Below are 17696 nucleotides of genomic sequence, written 5' to 3' on the forward strand. Positions count from 1 at the left end.
TCAATTATGCCACCTTAAAAAATCCGGCAAAACCCGGACCCCTGCGGCAAATCATACGATACCCGTTTAGTTAAATGCATGAACATAACGCATGTAGTCATGCAACCAGAAATTCAAAGGAATGGTAAATAAGAAAGTAGCGATCGGTTTATAGCCGGACTACGTGTGGTTTTTGTGTTAGGATAAGGCGAAAGAAAGATAAGATTTGCTACACCTGTGCTACTTTGGGAAAAACAGTACGTAATACTGTTGCAATAAATAGCACACTAAAGGCGTACCCGGTTTCGAGCGCTAAATTAATTCGCAGATCATAAACTACCTAATTTTTTTAGGTGAATTGGGTATTTTAATTAGTGAAAGCTTGTTTTCGGGGCTTTATAGTTAATTTTTAAAGCATTTAATGAAAAAGAAAATATGTTTCCAGCGATAACAGACCAATTACCATCCCTGCCACCGTCCTTAACACCTTGCTGTAAGTAAGCTTATCGTACCCCAGTAACAGCAGCACAAAGAAGGGCGCTGCCTGCGCTACATAGCGGGAGCTGAACAGGTGTGTAACTTTAAAGCTGGTAGCCAGCATCAGCATAGCTGCGGCTAAAAGGAACAGGAAAAAAGGTTCCGTGCGGCGTTCCCAGGCCCGCCATGCAGAGCATATTACAAAGTAAATAGCTACCACTGCCAGTGCTGGCGCCATAATAAAAGGGTATAGCCGCATAAGGGCAGCCGGCAGTATTTTTTCCATGGCTACGCTTAGCGGGCCATACTCCCAGCGTACAAGGGTTATGTTCAGCAGCAGCAGTACTGCATAACCGCTCAGCATATATATTAAAACGCGTTTTCTGAAATAGAACCAGCCCGGCGCCAGTAAAAAGGTGATCAGCGCGCCATAGGCAAAGGCCAGCATACCATGTTCTGCATCCAGCCCGCCTGCAGCGGTAAAAGCCTGCTGCGGAGGGGTGAGCCCTTTCCATATATAAAATACCGGTAAGCACATGGCTAATGCCACGCCGCAGTAAATGATCAGCAGCAGCCAGCGGCCGGTGCTGCGGAAATTATTGATCAGTAAGGCACCGGCAGCCGGCACCATGATCAGGAAAGGGGAGCGGCCCAGGATAGCCAGACCCAGCGCAAACCCCGCCAGCAAAGCCATTATCAGGCTTACAGGCAATGCGCTTTCCTGCCTTTGCAGCGCAAACCATAATAGCAGAATAGACAGGGTGGCAAAGAACATGGGCGGTATTTCCGTTAAAGCCATACCGGAAACCGTCCATACCATAGGTATGGCCATTACGGTAAGCGCCAGTATAAAGGCCTGCTTCCTGTCGGCCGTATGTATGCGTGTGATCAGCGCGGTGAGCACCAGGATCATTAACCCCAGTAAAGCGGTATTTACCAGCCGTATACCCGGTGTTTGCAAATGGGTAATGCAACGCAACGGGTAGTGGATAAACTGATAAAGGGGGCCGGGGGCCTGTTGATTTATGTTAAGCAGGAACTCTTTTGAAAGCCCGTATTGTTCAAACAGATACACATTTGGAATAAAAAGGGGCTCGTCGTACAGGGGCGGTTGTTTGTGGTAAATGGTAAGCAGCACCAGAAACACGTATCCTGTAACTCCTAATAGTAGTAATAAAGTCGCAGGTACAGGTAATTTTTTCATGGAGAAGATTCGAGGTAAGTGAGGCATTAAAATTAATGCACTTCATTCCATAATAACAAATTTTTGAAGTATTTTTTGTTTTCAAACTCGTTTACCATCACTTTTAACGCATTCACCAGCCAAAATAAACCGTTTACGAAATATCGATTATGAAATGATTCAAGTATTATATTTTTACATCCGTTCGGACATTGTTCCATTTTCTCTTAAATGAAAACAGTTGCACCGAATTTGGCAAATATGCGTACTTTAGAGTTATATTTATTGAGGAGACCTACTAAGTTGTATAGTTAATCCTTTTCTAATCGACCATAATATCCCCTGAAAAACTACCGTACATTTTCAGTTCATCTTTGACCACATCCAATTTAAAGCCTTCTTTATACCTATGGCACAGCTATGCTTTGTCGCGTGGTATTTGGTTTAACAAAGAAATATTGAAAAAGAAGGTAGTAAATGAAAAAGAAAGTTTTAATAATAGACGACAGCAAGCCAATAAGATTATTGTTGGATGCAATCCTTGGCAGGCATTACACTGTAATGACCGCTCAGGACGGATTGGAAGCAATGGCCTGGCTTTCGAAGGGGAATGCAGCAGATGTGATCATCACTGACCTTCACATGCCTAATATAGACGGGTGGGAATTATTGGAACACCTGTCCGGCAGCTACCTTTATAAAGATATACCGGTTATGGTACTTTCCGGAGAAGTACTAAATACAGAGCCAACTGCAATTATCGCCCGTTTTGATAACGTACGGGTAGTAATGCAAAAGCCTTTTGATCCCGTAGTGTTACTTGAAAAAGTAGCACACATGCTGAACGGTCAGCTTACGGTGTCGATATAAGATAATCCCTTACCCATTATTAACTGTAATAAAATATGGAGACGACGATTACACCTAGTTTTTCAACTACTGCCACTGTTGTCAGGAGTAGCACTACTGGTAAACAGAACAACCCGATCTACCGGCAAATCACCGATGAGAAGATCGCGTTGTTCGTTGGTCACTCTTATGTGGATGTACCCCAGGAAACTCCCAGCTTCAGGTATCTCGTAGCAGAGCACATTGAAGATGCACAGCAGGCCATAGACCAGCTGCTGAACGTGTATCGCAAAATACCGGCGGTGATCATTTACCGCTTTAACAGTTCTTACGAAACAGATCTGGCAAACTGGGAAGCCTATTTTGAAGAGCACCAGGTGCTCAGCTCCATTCCGTTCTTCCTGTATACAGATCAATTGTCTGCGCCCCTGAAATCATTAGTTAAAAAACACAACTTTATTGACGAGATCATTACACGGGAATGCCTGGTTAGCCGCCTGGCAGAAAAAGTGAATTTCGTAAGCAAGTTCAAACGCATGCACCTGTTTGCCGACAAAACGCCCGAAACATCCATCGTAGCTACTTCCGGCAAACATATCAACCACCTGCTGAAACGTATTTTCGACGTAGCAGTAGCCGGCGCTTTACTGGTGCTGCTGTCTCCCGTGTTCCTGCTCATTGCCATCCTCATCAGGCTGGAATCCAAAGGACCGGTATTCTATTCCTCCCCCCGGGCAGGTAAGAACTACCGCATGTTCCGCTTTCATAAGTTCAGGACCATGATACCGAATGCAGATAAACAGCTGCAGCAGTTAAAGGACCGGAACCAGTATAACACCAATGAAAATGGCCCCGTATTCCTGAAGTTCTCCAATGATCCCCGGATCACCCGCCTGGGTAAATTTTTGCGGAACACCAGCCTCGACGAGCTGCCGCAATTGTTTAACGTGCTGGTAGGGGATATGTCGCTGGTAGGGAACAGGCCGCTGCCTTTATATGAAGCAGCGTCTTTAACCACCGATGCGTGGGCAGAACGTTTCCTGGCGCCTGCAGGCATTACCGGCCTGTGGCAGATCAGCAAACGTGGTAAAAAAGATATGTCAGTGGAAGAGCGTATCAGCCTGGATATTAACTATGCAAACAAACATTCGTTTGTATATGATATGTGGCTGATGGTGAATACGCCGTTCGCTATGGTACAAAAAGATAACGTATAATGATCGCCGTTATTGAAGTAATTTTATTTTCCTACTTAGCCGGATGCATTTTATTTAACCTGGTACTTTCTGTAGCAGGACGGTTGCAGCGTAAAAGAACTATGCCGCCACCGGAAGCAGGCCTTTATGCCCGTGTGGCCATACTGATCCCTGCTTATAAAGAAGATAGCATTATCCTGTCTACGGTAGAAAGTTATGCCCGGCTCAACTATCCCGCCGGTATGTATGAAGTGGTAGTGATAGCCGATTCCCTGCAGCCTGATACCTTAACGCAGCTAAACCGTGCAGGCGCAACAGTTATACCGGTGTCGTTCGAGAAAAGCACCAAGGCCAAATCCCTTAACGCAGCTTTTTCACAGCTGCCGGATGATGCCTATGACCTGGCGCTGATCTGCGATGCAGACAATATGCTCTCGCCTGATTTCCTGTTAAAGGTGAACGGCGCTTTCCAGAACGGGGAGTATGCCATACAAACACAAAGAGTAGCTAAGAACTTAAATACGCCTTTTGCCGTGCTGGATGCAGCCAATGAGATCATTGCCAACCACCTGTACCGCAAGGGCGCAAACGCCTTAGGCCTTTCATCCTCGGTTATCGGTAGCGGCATGGCCTTTCATTATCCGCTCATTAAAGGTATTATGCAGGAAATTGAGGCTATTGGCGGGTTTGATAAAGTGCTGCAGTTAATGGTGGTATCAAAGGGCCATGCCATTTATTATTTGGAGGATGCGCGGGTGTTTGACGAAAAGGTGGAGCAGCCCGAGGCATTTGAAAATCAGCGCCGCCGCTGGTTATCCAGTCAGCTGGTGTATTTGCGCCAGTACTGGAAAAAAGGCTGGCAGCAGCTGTTCCAGGGTAACGTGGATTATTTTAACCTGGCGGTTTGCCAGAACCTTTTAATGCCACGCCTGTTACTGCTGGCATCCGTTACGGTCATTACAGTGTTCTATATTCTTTTACACCATTACCTGCTGCTGCCCGCCGTTTGGTGGGTAGCGCTGTGGGTATGTAACTGTATCAGTTTGTTACTTCCTGTACCAGTGCTGTTTTTCCGTAAATACCTGTTTTCTGCGCTGCTGGGTATGCCGCGCGCCATTTTTATAATGGTATCGCTGCTGTTCCGCCTGAAAGGAGCCAATAACCGGTTCATTCACACCAAACACACTAAAACCGGTATAGATAATCCCTTATTAGATGTTGTCAGCAAATAGATCAACATATTATCCCTTAGTATCTGTCATCACTGTTAATTATAACAATACACAGGTGACCTGCGAGCTGCTGAACTCCCTGCAAAAGATCAGCTACCCCCGGCTGGAGGTGATTGTGGTAGATAATGCCTCTCAGGAAGATCCTTCCGGCATTATTAATACACAGTATCCCTCAGTGAAAGTGATCCGTAGCCAGGAGAACCGCGGTTTTGCCGGCGGCAATAACATGGGCATACAGGCAGCGCAAGGCTCTTACCTGTTCCTGGTGAATAATGATACCGAATTTACGGAGGGATTAATAGAAGGACTGCTGGAAGTATTTACACAGTTCCCGGATGCAGGGGTGGCCAGCCCCAAATTCCATTACTTCTTTCATAAGGGTACCATTGAGTATGCCGGCTACCATGCCGTTGATATATTCACCGGCCGTAACAGCATGATAGGCTGCCATGAACCGGACCAGGGCCAGTATGATGCCATCAAAGCCACTCCCTATGCACATGGCGGTGCTATGATGATCAGCCGCGAGGCGCTGGCAAAAGTAGGCCTCATGCCCGAAGTGTACTTTTTGTATTATGAGGAATTTGACTGGTGCGAGCAGTTCCGCCGCAAAGGATATAAGATCTACTACCAGTACAAATCGCTGATCTATCACAAAGAATCTATGACCACGGGCAAGAACAGCCCGTTGAAGACATATTACATCACCAGGAACAGGATACTGTTCATGCGCCGCAATGTACAATTGCCGGCCCGCCTGGTATTTTTACTTTATTTCATTTTTTTGACTGTACCCAAAAACACCCTCCAGTTCCTGCTGAAGCGCGAAGCAACGCACCTGAAAGCATTCTGGAGAGGTATTGCCTGGAACATGAAGAACTTGAGATACGAAGTCTGAATTAATTATTAATTCACATTTCGCCGAACACTAACCGTAACACTGAACAACTATGTGTGGTATCGCAGGGTTTATTGATTTTTCCAAAAAATCCGGAACAGACATTTTGCAGCGCATGACAGATGCAATGCAGCACCGTGGCCCCAATGACTCCGGCTATGAAGTTTTTGAACATGCTGCAGCCGGCATTGGTTTCGGACAACGCCGTTTGTCTATCCTGGACCTTTCCAGCGGCGGACACCAGCCCATGCACTTCAAACATTACTCCATCATCTTCAACGGGGAAATATACAACTTCAAGGAAATAAAGAAAGAGCTGGAAAAGCTGGGTTACAGCTTCCATTCCGGTTCTGATACCGAAGTGCTGCTAAAAGGATACGATGCCTGGAAAGAGCGCGTGCTGGACCGTTGCATTGGTATGTTTGCCTTTGTGATCTTTGACCGCCAGCAGGATGAAGTAGTTTTGTGCCGCGACCGCGCCGGCGTAAAACCCCTTTATTATTATTGGGATGGAAGCCGTTTATTATTTGGCTCTGAGCTGAAAGCTTTGTGCGAACACCCGGATTTCAAAAAGGAGATCGATGTGAACAGTGTATCCCTGTTCCTGCAATACAGCTACATACCCACCCCTTATACCATTTACCAGGAAACGCGTAAGCTGAAACCCGGCCACCTGCTCACCATCCGTTTAAACCGGCAGGAGCTGCAGGAGCGGGCATACTGGAATGTGCTGGATGCCTACAACCAGCCGCTAACGGGCCTTTCCCAGCATGAGGTGATACAGCATACGGAAGCGCTCATGAAAAGCGCTTACAACTACCGCATGGTAGCCGATGTGCCGGTAGGCGTGTTCCTGAGCGGCGGGTACGACAGTGCCAGCGTGGCCGCTATTATACAGGCCGGATCCGGCAGCCGTATCAAAACCTTTACCATCGGGTACAAGGAGCGCGCGTTCGATGAATCGCAGGAAGCAAAAAAGATTGCCCGCCACCTGGGTACCGACCATACAGAATGGATCGTAGGCCCCAAGGATGCGCTGGAAATACTGGAGCAGCTGCCTGAAATTTATGACGAGCCGTTTGCCGATAACTCCACCGTACCAACTACCCTGGTAAGTAAGCTGGCCAGCAAACAGGTAAAGGTAGCGCTGAGCGCCGATGGCGGCGATGAGCTGTTTGCCGGTTATAATAAGTTCAATCAATCCCTGCGCTATACCCGCTTTTCCAAAAGATTGCAGGGCGTATTAAGCCATACCATGGGGTTGATGAAACCGGAGCTGATCCCATACTTCAATAAAAAATACAACTTCGCCTCCCGCTATGAGAAAATGAAGTTGATATGGGGCGCCGGCCAGGCGCAGTATGCGCTGAAATATATCAGCCAGTACCTCACGGAAAGTGAAGTGCATCACTATATGCAGGTAAAGCCGGAAAAGTACAGGACCAACTTTGACCTGAACGGTGAGCTTACCAATGTAAACGACCCGCTGAATAAGCTGCTGGCCATTGATTACAAAACCTTCCTGGTAGATAATAACCTGGTGAAGGTAGACCGTGCTACCATGAGCGTGAGCATTGAAGGCCGCGAACCTATGCTGGACCACCGCCTGGTGGAGTTCCTGGCGCAGGTGCCGCAGTCGCTGAAGGTAAAGGACAATGTGAACAAGTACATTCTGAAAACCATTGTACATAAATACATTCCGCAGTCTTTAATGGACCGTCCCAAACGCCCGTTCATTGCGCCTTTGCAGGAATGGTTCCGGGATGAGCTGAAAGAGCAGATGCAGTATTACCTGGCGCCTGAAAGGCTGGCCAAAAGCGGCTTGTTCAACGCGCCGCACGTGCAGCAGCTCATGGAAAAATATATTAACGGTGGTAAGGTAAGCCACCAGAAGCTTTGGAATATACTGGTGTTCCAGTTATGGTATAACCGTTGGATGGAGAAATTATAATGTTACCGGCAAAAAAAATACGCGTACTGCAAACCATCCGCCAGGGCAAGATCGGCGGCGGGGAAAGCCATGTGCTGGACCTGGTGGCCACGCTAAACCGTACCCGTTTTGAACCGGTAGTGCTGGCCTTTACAGATGGGCCTATGATACAGGCCCTGCAAAAAATGGAGGTGCCCGTACATGTAATAGCCAGTGAAAAAGCATTTGACATCAGCGTGTGGAAACAGGTAAAACGTTTTTTACAACAGCAGCAAATAGATATGGTGCATGTGCACGGCACCCGCGCCAACACCAATGTGCTGTGGGCCGCGCGTTCCCTGCAGCTGCCGCTGATCTATACCATTCACGGCTGGTCGTTTCATGAAGGGCTGAACCCCATGATGAAACGGGCACGTATAGCTGCAGAAAAATACATAACCCGCAAGGCCCAGGTCAACATCTGTGTATCTGAAGCTAACCGCCAAACCGGCCTGCAGGCCTTTGGCAGCTTCCATGCAGAGGTGATCAGGAATGGTGTGAACCTGCAGAAGTTTGATCCCGCCGTTATTTACCCGGATGTAAGAACGGCCCTGGGCATCCCGGCAGACCACCTGGTAGTAGGGTACATAGCCCGTATGACCTACCAGAAAGATCCGGTTACCATGATCCGCGCATTTGCCGCAGCAGCACAACAGGTAAAGGACGTTACATTGCTGATGGTAGGCGGGGGAGAGCTGAAGCAAACCGCCATGGATACCGCGCAGGCGCTGGGCATTGCAGACAAAGTAGTGTTCCTGGATTTCCGGCAGGATGTTCCGGCTGTGCTGAAAGCTATGGATATTTACTGCCTGCCATCCCTATGGGAAGGTTTTCCTATTGGTGTGCTGGAAGCCATGGCCATGGGTAAAGCGGTGATTGCCACCGATGTGGATGGCACGCGTGAAGCCGTTACCCATGAGCAGAACGGGCTGCTGGTGCCACCCGCTAATCCCGAGGCCTTAACCGCCGCTATGGTGCGGCTGCTGCAGGATTTTTATTTGCGTAAACAGCTGCAGCAAAAGGCCGTTAAAACTATTCAAACTACCTACAATGTAACGGGAATGACCCGCCGCATTGAAAATATCTATGAAGCAATTAGCCTTTAGCGCTTAGTAATGGTCAATACTAAATACTAAAAGCTGGTTAAAAATTAATAATTGGATACTATGACCACGATCACTTACGAATACGAACGTTTTACTGACAACAAACGACTGAAATTTATTGAGAGCTGCCTGCAGCAAGGCATTCCGGCCCGGGGCCGCGTACTGGACGTAGGCTGTGGCAATGGGGTGATAAGCCGTCACCTTGGACAGTTTGGTTATGACGTGCTGGGTATTGACATTAGCCAGAAAACAATAGATGTAGCCCGCTCAAAAAATAAGCTGCCCAATGTACATTTTGAAGCCATCAGCGCAGAAGCATTAAAGGCGCAGGGCCAGCAGTACGATGCAGTAATATGCAGCGAGGTGCTGGAACACCTGGACCAGCCGGGCATTTTACTGGAAACAATAGCTGCCGCATTGAAACCGGAAGGCATGTTAATAGTTACAGTGCCTAATGGTAAAGGCCCGCGGGAAGTATGTGTAACCAAGCCTATGCTGAAAGCGCGCAAAAACCCTGCAATATGGGGTTTTATTAACGGTATTAAAAAAGCGCTGGGCTTTAAGGGGACCACGGTACAGTCGCAGGCCGATAACCTGGATCATGTGCAGTTCTTTACCCGTAAGGATCTGCATGCCCTGGCTACTGCGCACGATTTTAAGATCGTACGTTTTGCTAAAACCAATTTTGTGGAAGATGTATTTCCCTTTTCCCTGTTCACCAAACGCATTAAATTTTTGCAGGCCCTGGATTGCCAGGTAGCAGAAATATTGCCGCTGGGCTTTACAGGCGGGTTTAATACAGTATGGAGGAAGAAATAGTGGTCCATAGTCTATAGTCCATAGTCCATTGCCTTTTTCGTGGCTGCTAATAGTTCGAAAATGGTCGTGGACAGTTATAGACAAACCACAATAAACAACATAACATCCATGGACTATGGACCATGGACCATGGACTAAGAAATGAGAATTGCGTTTATAATACTCGCACACAAACAACCGGCCCAGCTGCAGCGCCTTTTACAAAGGCTGGCGCACCCGGGCATTGATTGTTATGTGCATGTGGATGCAAAGTGCGGCCTGCAGGATTGGGAAGCGCCTTTATCCCTGCCGCAGGTATACACGGTGCCGGAAAGGGTAAAAGTTACCTGGGCCGGCTGGAGCATTTTGCAGGCTACGCTGAACAGTATGCAGGCAGTAATGGAAAGTGGCGAAAAGTATAAGTACATTACTTTACTCAGCGGGCAGGATTATGTGTTAAAATCTGCCGGTTATATTTATGATTTCCTGTGCAGCCGGCGGGAGAGCGGTCAGCAGTTCATTAACGTTATTAATGATGAAGCGCTGGCGCCCATGATGAGCAAAATGAACAACTATCATTTTGTAGAGCATAATTTTCCCGGTAAGTACAAGTTTGGCCGCCTGCTTACAGCATTGCTGCCTAAACGCCGCCCTCCGCTGGGCTTTAAGCTGTACTGTGGCTCCGCCTGGTGGACGCTTACACCGGATTGCGTGGAGTACTGCCTGCAATTTGAAGAGCAGCATCCGGAACTGCATCGTTTTTTTAAATACACCTGGGGATCGGACGAGTTTCTGCTGCAGACCATTCTCATGAACAGCCCTTACCGCGCACAGGTAACCGGCGAAAACCTGCACTACATTGACTGGAGCGCAGGAAAAGAACATCCTAAAACTTTTGCTACAGAAGATATGACACCGCTGCTGGCCTCAGGTAAGCTGTTTGCCCGCAAGTTTGATATGGAAAAAAGCGCCGCCATTATGGACCTGCTGGATGAGGAAGTAGTGTGGAAGGTATTATGAGCTAATTTTATTAAAAAAGCCGGATATGATCATTACTTCATATCCGGCTTTTTTTTATGTGTAATTGAATTACGCTTTATCCGCCACCATGGCCTTTCCCCTTACTTTGGCCAATAGCCTTTTACATTCCTGCCAGCCTAAGGTCCATATATCGCGCAAATGTACATCCAGGTGCTTCTTCAAAAAGTAATAGCCGAACACCACGGCAAATATTACGTTCAGCAGGGAAGCGAACGCTACTGAGCGGATATCCGTATAGATCCACACAAAAAGAATATCACAGGCCACATTCAGGATCAGCTTCAGGAAGTTTTTGTAAAAATTCACGTTGGGCAAATTAATCATGTCCAGCGTAACGCCAATAAAACGGTCAATGGGCCACAGGATAGCGGAGAACAGGATAATGCGCACAATGTCCGTAGCATCCAGGTAAGTACTTTTAGCTAATATGATAATTAAGGGCTGGGTAAAGATCAGCAGTCCTATAATAAATGGAGTAATAAGCAAGCTTACCGTGCCGGTATACTTTGCAAAAGCCCGTGCTACGCCCGTATAGTCATTGCGGTTAGCGGCGCTGGAAAGCGTAGGCTGTGCGGTAGCTACGAAGCTGCGCAGTATAATTTCAATTACCTCCATAAACTTTTGCGGTATGCTGTAAATAGCTACAGCTGCGGGGTTCAGCAGGGTGCGGATCACCAGCGTATCGGAATAATTGAGCAGGGAAGAGGAGGCCATGCTGCCCACAATATGTTTGCCAAAGTTGAAAAGTTCCCGCGCCTGCTCTTTTGTACGGAAAAACACGGAGCGGATCATGGTCCATTTACGCAGCAGGCAGTAAATGCTGGCCAGCGCCATGGATGCGCAATACGCATATAATACATTAGGCAGGCTAACCAGCTTTGTAAGGTATAGCACTCCCAGTAGCACCAGGAAAGAGCCGTTCTGCATTAACCGTATCCAGATAATTTTTTCAAAACGGTGTTCTGCCTGCAATATCCAGGTAGCAAAGTTCATGGGCAGGGAAAAAAGGGTAAGCATCCCCAGCCAGCAAATAAATAAATGCCAGGTAGGGTTAAACCATCTGTAAGCTACAAAGTAAGCAAGGAACGAAAGTGTTATATAACTTAAGGTAAGCAGCAGGGAAATATACCAGCCCGCGCCAATTACACGCCGGCCGGTTGTTTCATCTACCCCCGCATAAAATTTTATCAGGCCGGTTTGCAGTAAGGCAGTACGTATCTGATCCAGCAGGTTATAGGTGCCAATGAAAGTAACCCATTCCCCGAAAGCATTCAGGGATAACAGGCGCACGAGTAACGAGAAAGACAGTACGTTAAAGAAAGCCATCACAACATTACCCATTAAAGAGTGAAAATGCCGGTTGCGGATGGCAGCCAGAAATCCAAAAGCCATGTGTCGTCGTTAATAATAGTAAAGCAGTTTTTTAACAGGATACAGTTAGAAAAAGAGTGGTATATGGGGGAACAATGCTATATGTTTTTTACGTGTGCAAGATACATTTTTTTGTTAATAAAAAAAATATGTTACAACAACCGCGTGTTGTAAATATTGAAAAACAACGTAATACGAGAGGAGAAAAAAGATAATTTATTATAAATCCTGATATATATACAAAAAAACTATTATTTGATAAATAAAAAATACTTTCTTTGCAAGGGTGATATTGAAGAAACATTAGAAGAGTACATAATATTTACGCCCAACATAAGAAGACCAACATCACCCGTCAGTGTTATTCATTCAGCCATTCAATGCTTGTCCAGGGGGGATTAAGGCTTGAAAGCTTGGAAAGATCTCATTGATAAACCAACACCATATGTTTAATATGAAAAACCTCTATGTAATGAAACAACATTACACTAACTCAACTGTGCCTGGCCGCACAGGTCTATTAGTGCTCTTGTCCTGTCTATCCTTATGCCTGTCGTCTTTCGGTCAGGGAATGAAGAACGTTCCAAAAACCTTGCCGGATACGTTTACGAATTTAACAGGCTATTATCAGGCCCTTCCTGTCGATTACGACGCTAATCCTAAAAAATCTTATCCTTTACTGATCTCCGTACATGGCGTGGGAGAACTTGCCGGCGCCAACACTACAACCTTACAGTCCAAAGTACTGAAGAACGGACCGCAGGCATTGATCGAGCGGGGCACTTTTCCCAACTCATTCACATCTAACGGACAACAGTACTCTTTCATTGTAGTCTCACCACAATTTAAAACATGGCCCGGCGCCGGCGACATTCACCGCCTGGTGGCCTACCTGCAGAAAACCTTACGTATAGACGCATCCCGTTTATACGTTACTGGTTTAAGTATGGGCGGTGGCGTTATCTGGGGCGCTATCTCAGAAGTGCCTTCAAAAGCAAAACAATATGCTGCAGCCGTAGTGGTATGCGGCGCCTATGACCCCGCTCCATATCCGCAGCTGCAAAAAACAATTGCCACCAATAATACTCCCGTGTGGGCCACACATAACAATAATGACCCTACGGTGCCCTACAAATATTCTGTAGGCTGGGTAGATGGGATTGATGGTTCCAAACCGGCGCCGAATCCCATGGCCAAACTGACGACTTTTAACGCCAGAATCCACGATGCGTGGTCAAAAACCTACGATCCGAATTTTAAGGAGAACGGTATGAATGTGTATGAGTGGATGCTGCAATATACCCGTGGCGTCTCTTCCACACCTCCAACCACTACACCTTCCAAACCATCCAGCGGCACAGGTACGGTTAATAAACGCATTACTGTACCCCGCTCCAGCGGCAACCAGGTTTATTATCCGGATGCCATGAAGAGCCTGAACATAACGGCAGGGGATACTCTGTGTTTGGCAGCAGGTGATTATGATTTTATCCAGTTCGGCGGGTTGCTGGGCACAGCCGCTAAGCCCATCATTATCCAGAACTGTGGCGGCCTGGTACGCACCGGCGTAAACAGCACCACCACCGTAGCCGCTTTTGTATTTACCAACTCAAAATATTTTAAAGTAGAAGGTACCGGCGACAAGAACCTGGAATATGGTTTTGATGTAAACGGTACTAATAAAAATGGCCAGAAGCTGTTTGGCTTCTTCCTGGGAGATGGCAGCAGCGACTATGACCTGCATAATGCATATGTGCACGATGCCGGTATGTTTGTGCAGGCCAAAACCCTGCAGCAGTGCGGGCATCCGGAGTGGCTGGAAGGCGCGTTCGTAATGCGTAATGTAAAGATCCACCACCTGCTGTGCCGCAACTCCGCATGGGAAGGCTTTTACATTGGTAACACCCATTACCTGTGGGATGATGGTACCTGCAAAAGCATGAAATCGCACCACATTGAAAACCTGGAAGTATATGATAACGATCTGGAAAATGTAGGGAGTGATGGTATCCAGATCTCCATGGCCGACCTGGGCACCAACCTGGTGCACCATAACCGCCTGGTGAACTATGCCATGGCCAGGAACAGCGCACACGGCTACGGCATTCTTTGCGGTGGCGGCAGTACGCTGCGCATTTACAATAACCGGGTAGATAAAGGTTATAACTGCGGTATCCAGATCTTTGGCAGCGGCATTAACTATGTGTACAATAACGTGGTTACCAACATTTATTATGAAGGTATAAACGTAACGGATAAACTGTTATTCCAGCCGGCCACCGGTTATATCTACAATAACACGGTATCCGGTACTGGCGTGGATGCTATTAAGATCTATGCCGATCTCACCACGGTTGGCCACAAAGTGTATAATAACCTGCTGATAGCGCCGGGTGGCTCCTGGGATTATCCGCAGAGCGGCATGTATATCAGAGGTTCCGCACCTATTAAATTCGATTATTCCAACAACCAGTCGTATAAAACAACTGACCTGCCATTACTGGGAAATATCCTGGGTGGTATATACGAGCTTACCTCCAAATCAGCCGCAGTAAATGCCGGACGGGATATGTCTGACCTGGGTCTGAAAACAGACTTTGACGATGTAACACGCCCGCAGGGTGGTAAGTACGACGTTGGTGCGTATGAGTATGCAGGCCTGCTGAACACTGCGCCTACGGCCGATGCCGGTGGCGACGTGGTTATTAAGCTGCCAGCCGCCACCGTTACGCTGGATGGTACTGGTTCTAAAGACAAGGATGGCATCATCACCAAATATGCCTGGAAGAAGCTGAGCGGTCCCGTACAGGGCACTATTACCACCGCTACGGTTTCTAAAACTACGGTTACCAACCTTATACAAGGTACCTATGTATTTCAGCTAACCGTTACAGATAACAGCGGAGCAATCAGCACAGATGAAGTAATGGTAACCGTACAGCCCTCCACCGGTAATAAGCTGCCGGATGCAGAAGCTGGCAGCGATGTTACTTTAACATTACCAACCAACGCAACACAATTATACGGCAGCAACTCACTGGATCCGGATGGTGTGATCGTAAGCTACCTGTGGAAAAAGATCAGTGGTCCGAGCGCCTTCACCATTGCAGAAAATGATGCCAGCAATACCGATGTTACCGGCCTGGTAGCAGGTAGCTACACTTTTGAGCTGAGCATAACAGACAATGCCGGCGGTGTTAGCAAAGACCAGGTAGTGATCAACGTGGTGAACCCGGGTGGTAATCAGGCACCAGTAGCCAATGCAGGCGCTGATGTAAGGATCACCTTACCAACCAGCACCGCTACGCTGGATGGTACAGCCTCTAAAGATGCCGATGGCAGCATCAGCAAATATGCCTGGACAAAAGTAAGCGGACCAACAGGTGGTACTATCACCTCCGCCGGTGCCAGCAAAACAACGGTAACAGGGCTTACCACTGCCGGCACTTATGTGTTCCGCTTAACCGTAACCGATAATAAGAATACTACTGCTACGGATGATGTAACTGTTACCGTAAGCAGCGCCACTAATAAAGCGCCTACCTCCAATGCAGGTAAAGATGTAACCATCACCTTACCAACCAGCAGCACTACGCTGGATGGTACTGGCTCTACAGATACGGATGGCTCTATTACCAAATACTTATGGAGCAAGGTAAGCGGCCCAACCGGTGGAACTATTACTACCGGCGGCGCCAGCAAAACCACGGTTACCGGTTTAACACAGGGCACCTATGTGTTCAAGTTAACTGTAACGGATGATGATAATGCTACCGCCTCCGATGAAGTGACCGTAATTGTAAATGCAGCCGCTAATAAAACGCCCACAGCAAATGCAGGCGCCGATATTAATATTACCATGCCCACCAACAGCGCTACGCTGGACGGTACAAAATCAGCGGATGCTGATGGCAGGATCAGCAAATACGCCTGGACAAAAGTAAGCGGCCCCGCAAGCGGCACCATTACTACTGCCAGCGCCAGCAAAACCACTATTACCGGTTTAGGCCAGGGCACCTATGTGTTCAGGTTAACGGTAACAGATGATAAGAATGCAACTGCCACCGATGAGGTAACCGTAGTTGTAAACGCTGCAGCCAATAAAACACCGGTAGCAAATGCCGGCCAGGACCTGACCATTACTTTACCGCTGCGTACCGCACATGTGGATGGCAGCGCGTCTAAAGATCCGGATGGCAGCATTGTATCTTATACATGGACCAAAATAAGCGGCGGCCAGGGTACTATTATAGAACCCAACAACAAGGCCACCAACATTACCGGCTTGGCCCCAGGTACTTATGTGTATGAGCTGACGGTAAAAGATAACAAGGGCGCTACCGCTACAGACCGTGTAACCGTAACCGTAATAAATGCGGTTGTAAACGAAGACCCGATTGCGAACGCAGGCCCCGATATCTGGATCACCCTGCCGCTGCGCACTGCACATGCAGATGGCAGCGCGTCTAAAGATCCGGATGGTACTATCGCATCTTACAGCTGGACCAAAGTAAGCGGCGGCCAGGGCACAATCATAGAACCTGCTAAAAGGGCCACCAACATTACCGGCCTGGATATAGGCACCTATGTATATGAGCTGCGCGTAACGGACAACAAAGGCGCGGTATCTACTGACCGTGTAACCGTTACCGTACTGCCTGATCCGAATAATAAAGCACCCATTGCCAATGCCGGCAGTGATATCACCATCACCTTACCGCTTACCACTGCGCATGTAGATGCCAGCGAAAGCAAGGATGCTGATGGCAGTATCCGCAAATACCAGTGGACTCAAATAAGCGGTGCAAACTCCACCATTATTGAACCAGCCAATAAAGCCACCAACATTACCGGCCTGGTAGCTGCAGGTACCTATGTATATGAGCTGAAAGTAACTGATAATGAAGGTGTATTTGCAACCGACCGTGTAACCGTAACCGTGAAAGAGGCAGCAGTTGCCAAGAACATTGCACCGCTGGCCATTGCCACCGGCGATGAATCTGTACAGGCGCCTAACGATTTCATGTACATAAACGCCGAACAGTCTAATGATCCTGACGGCATCATTACTACTTATTCCTGGAGGCAGGTAAGCGGCCCAAGCCCGGCTTACATCTGGCATCCGGATTGGGTGGAAACACGCATCAGCGGCCTGGAAGTAGGTACCTATGTGTTTGAGCTGACCGTAACGGATGATCAGGGTGCAGTAAGCAAAACCACTTACACCGTAGAGGTGCTTACAGATAAAACCAGCATTACCCTGGATTCTGTAGCCCTGTACCCCAACCCAGCTGTTACCAACATGCGTATTACGGTTAGGTACATAGGCAGCGGTGACAGGCTATACTTCACCATCTATGACCTGAACGGGCGGCCTAAAGCTAACTTCAGCGAGCCGGTAACCGGTAAAACCATCCAGAAGGATATAGATGTAAGCACCCTCACCGGTGGTTATTATATCATGGAGGTTAAAGACAGCAAAGGAACGTTCCGCTGGACCGGTAAGTTCTTAAAGGCGGGAGACTGAAAAAGTAAAAAGTAAAAAAGCAAAAATTAAAAAGGAAGCGGAGATAATCTGCTTCCTTTTTTAATTGGCT

At 47.6% G+C, this 17696-nt stretch carries 11 protein-coding genes; 9 read left to right on the forward strand and 2 right to left on the reverse strand.

All coding sequences use genetic code 11. The features are described 5' to 3' along the window. Positions 1–397: 397 nt before the first annotated feature. Positions 398–1660, reverse strand: a complete 1263-nt coding sequence (locus BMZ54_RS31970; RefSeq protein WP_162277732.1) for a phospholipid carrier-dependent glycosyltransferase — start codon at positions 1658–1660, stop codon at positions 398–400. 456 nt (positions 1661–2116) lie between these two features. Between BMZ54_RS31970 and BMZ54_RS31975 the strand changes: the two genes are divergently transcribed. The 8 genes from BMZ54_RS31975 to BMZ54_RS32010 all read left to right on the forward strand — a co-directional run bounded on the left by BMZ54_RS31975 (position 2117) and on the right by BMZ54_RS32010 (position 10707). Next, the gene (locus tag BMZ54_RS31975) at positions 2117–2509 is read left to right on the forward strand and encodes a response regulator (protein WP_089921246.1); all 393 of its coding nucleotides are present in this window, start codon (positions 2117–2119) and stop codon (positions 2507–2509) included. 35 nt (positions 2510–2544) lie between these two features. Beyond that, positions 2545–3705, forward strand: coding sequence for a sugar transferase (locus BMZ54_RS33280; protein ID WP_202909416.1), 1161 nt, complete (start codon positions 2545–2547; stop codon positions 3703–3705). Continuing rightward, positions 3705–4916 (forward strand): glycosyltransferase family 2 protein, encoded by a 1212-nt coding sequence (locus BMZ54_RS31985; protein WP_202909417.1) that lies wholly within the window; start codon positions 3705–3707, stop codon positions 4914–4916. Before BMZ54_RS33280 ends, BMZ54_RS31985 begins: the two co-directional genes overlap by 1 nt. Continuing rightward, positions 4900–5814: a glycosyltransferase family 2 protein gene (locus BMZ54_RS31990; RefSeq protein ID WP_089921248.1), complete on the forward strand. Its 915-nt coding sequence runs from the start codon at positions 4900–4902 to the stop codon at positions 5812–5814. Before BMZ54_RS31985 ends, BMZ54_RS31990 begins: the two co-directional genes overlap by 17 nt. A 52-nt stretch (positions 5815–5866) precedes the next feature. Then, positions 5867–7765, forward strand: a complete 1899-nt coding sequence (gene asnB / locus BMZ54_RS31995; RefSeq protein WP_089921249.1) for an asparagine synthase (glutamine-hydrolyzing) — start codon at positions 5867–5869, stop codon at positions 7763–7765. Next, positions 7765–8889 carry a glycosyltransferase family 4 protein gene (locus BMZ54_RS32000; protein ID WP_089921251.1) on the forward strand — a complete coding sequence of 375 codons (1125 nt, stop codon included), beginning with the start codon at positions 7765–7767 and terminating at the stop codon, positions 8887–8889. Before asnB ends, BMZ54_RS32000 begins: the two co-directional genes overlap by 1 nt. Before the next feature lie 60 nt (positions 8890–8949). Further along, the gene (locus BMZ54_RS32005) at positions 8950–9708 is read left to right on the forward strand and encodes a class I SAM-dependent methyltransferase (protein ID WP_089921252.1); all 759 of its coding nucleotides are present in this window, start codon (positions 8950–8952) and stop codon (positions 9706–9708) included. A 141-nt stretch (positions 9709–9849) separates the two neighbouring features. Then, positions 9850–10707, forward strand: a complete 858-nt coding sequence (locus tag BMZ54_RS32010) for a beta-1,6-N-acetylglucosaminyltransferase (RefSeq protein ID WP_089921254.1) — start codon at positions 9850–9852, stop codon at positions 10705–10707. Between the two features lie 69 nt (positions 10708–10776). On the opposite strand, the gene BMZ54_RS32015 is transcribed toward BMZ54_RS32010, so the two are convergent. After that, positions 10777–12120 carry an oligosaccharide flippase family protein gene (locus BMZ54_RS32015; protein ID WP_089921256.1) on the reverse strand — a complete coding sequence of 448 codons (1344 nt, stop codon included), beginning with the start codon at positions 12118–12120 and terminating at the stop codon, positions 10777–10779. A 550-nt stretch (positions 12121–12670) separates the two neighbouring features. Between BMZ54_RS32015 and BMZ54_RS32020 the strand changes: the two genes are divergently transcribed. Continuing rightward, positions 12671–17626, forward strand: coding sequence for a PKD domain-containing protein (locus tag BMZ54_RS32020; RefSeq protein WP_162277733.1), 4956 nt, complete (start codon positions 12671–12673; stop codon positions 17624–17626). Positions 17627–17696: the final 70 nt, after the last annotated feature.

Origin of the sequence: Chitinophaga rupis, from assembly GCF_900109685.1 — a bacterium.
In the GTDB taxonomy this organism is placed as follows: domain Bacteria; phylum Bacteroidota; class Bacteroidia; order Chitinophagales; family Chitinophagaceae; genus Chitinophaga; species Chitinophaga rupis.

What these genes read in the sequence shown, in the direction of transcription:
- BMZ54_RS31970 (WP_162277732.1), bottom strand. Translation starts at nt 1,660, where the DNA reads ATGAAAAAATTACCTGTACCTGCGACTTTATTACTACTATTAGGAGTT.
- BMZ54_RS31975 (WP_089921246.1), top strand. Translation starts at nt 2,117, where the DNA reads ATGAAAAAGAAAGTTTTAATAATAGACGACAGCAAGCCAATAAGATTA.
- BMZ54_RS33280 (WP_202909416.1), top strand. Translation starts at nt 2,545, where the DNA reads ATGGAGACGACGATTACACCTAGTTTTTCAACTACTGCCACTGTTGTC.
- BMZ54_RS31985 (WP_202909417.1), top strand. Translation starts at nt 3,705, where the DNA reads ATGATCGCCGTTATTGAAGTAATTTTATTTTCCTACTTAGCCGGATGC.
- BMZ54_RS31990 (WP_089921248.1), top strand. Translation starts at nt 4,900, where the DNA reads ATGTTGTCAGCAAATAGATCAACATATTATCCCTTAGTATCTGTCATC.
- asnB (WP_089921249.1), top strand. Translation starts at nt 5,867, where the DNA reads ATGTGTGGTATCGCAGGGTTTATTGATTTTTCCAAAAAATCCGGAACA.
- BMZ54_RS32000 (WP_089921251.1), top strand. Translation starts at nt 7,765, where the DNA reads ATGTTACCGGCAAAAAAAATACGCGTACTGCAAACCATCCGCCAGGGC.
- BMZ54_RS32005 (WP_089921252.1), top strand. Translation starts at nt 8,950, where the DNA reads ATGACCACGATCACTTACGAATACGAACGTTTTACTGACAACAAACGA.
- BMZ54_RS32010 (WP_089921254.1), top strand. Translation starts at nt 9,850, where the DNA reads ATGAGAATTGCGTTTATAATACTCGCACACAAACAACCGGCCCAGCTG.
- BMZ54_RS32015 (WP_089921256.1), bottom strand. Translation starts at nt 12,120, where the DNA reads ATGGCTTTTGGATTTCTGGCTGCCATCCGCAACCGGCATTTTCACTCT.
- BMZ54_RS32020 (WP_162277733.1), top strand. Translation starts at nt 12,671, where the DNA reads ATGAAGAACGTTCCAAAAACCTTGCCGGATACGTTTACGAATTTAACA.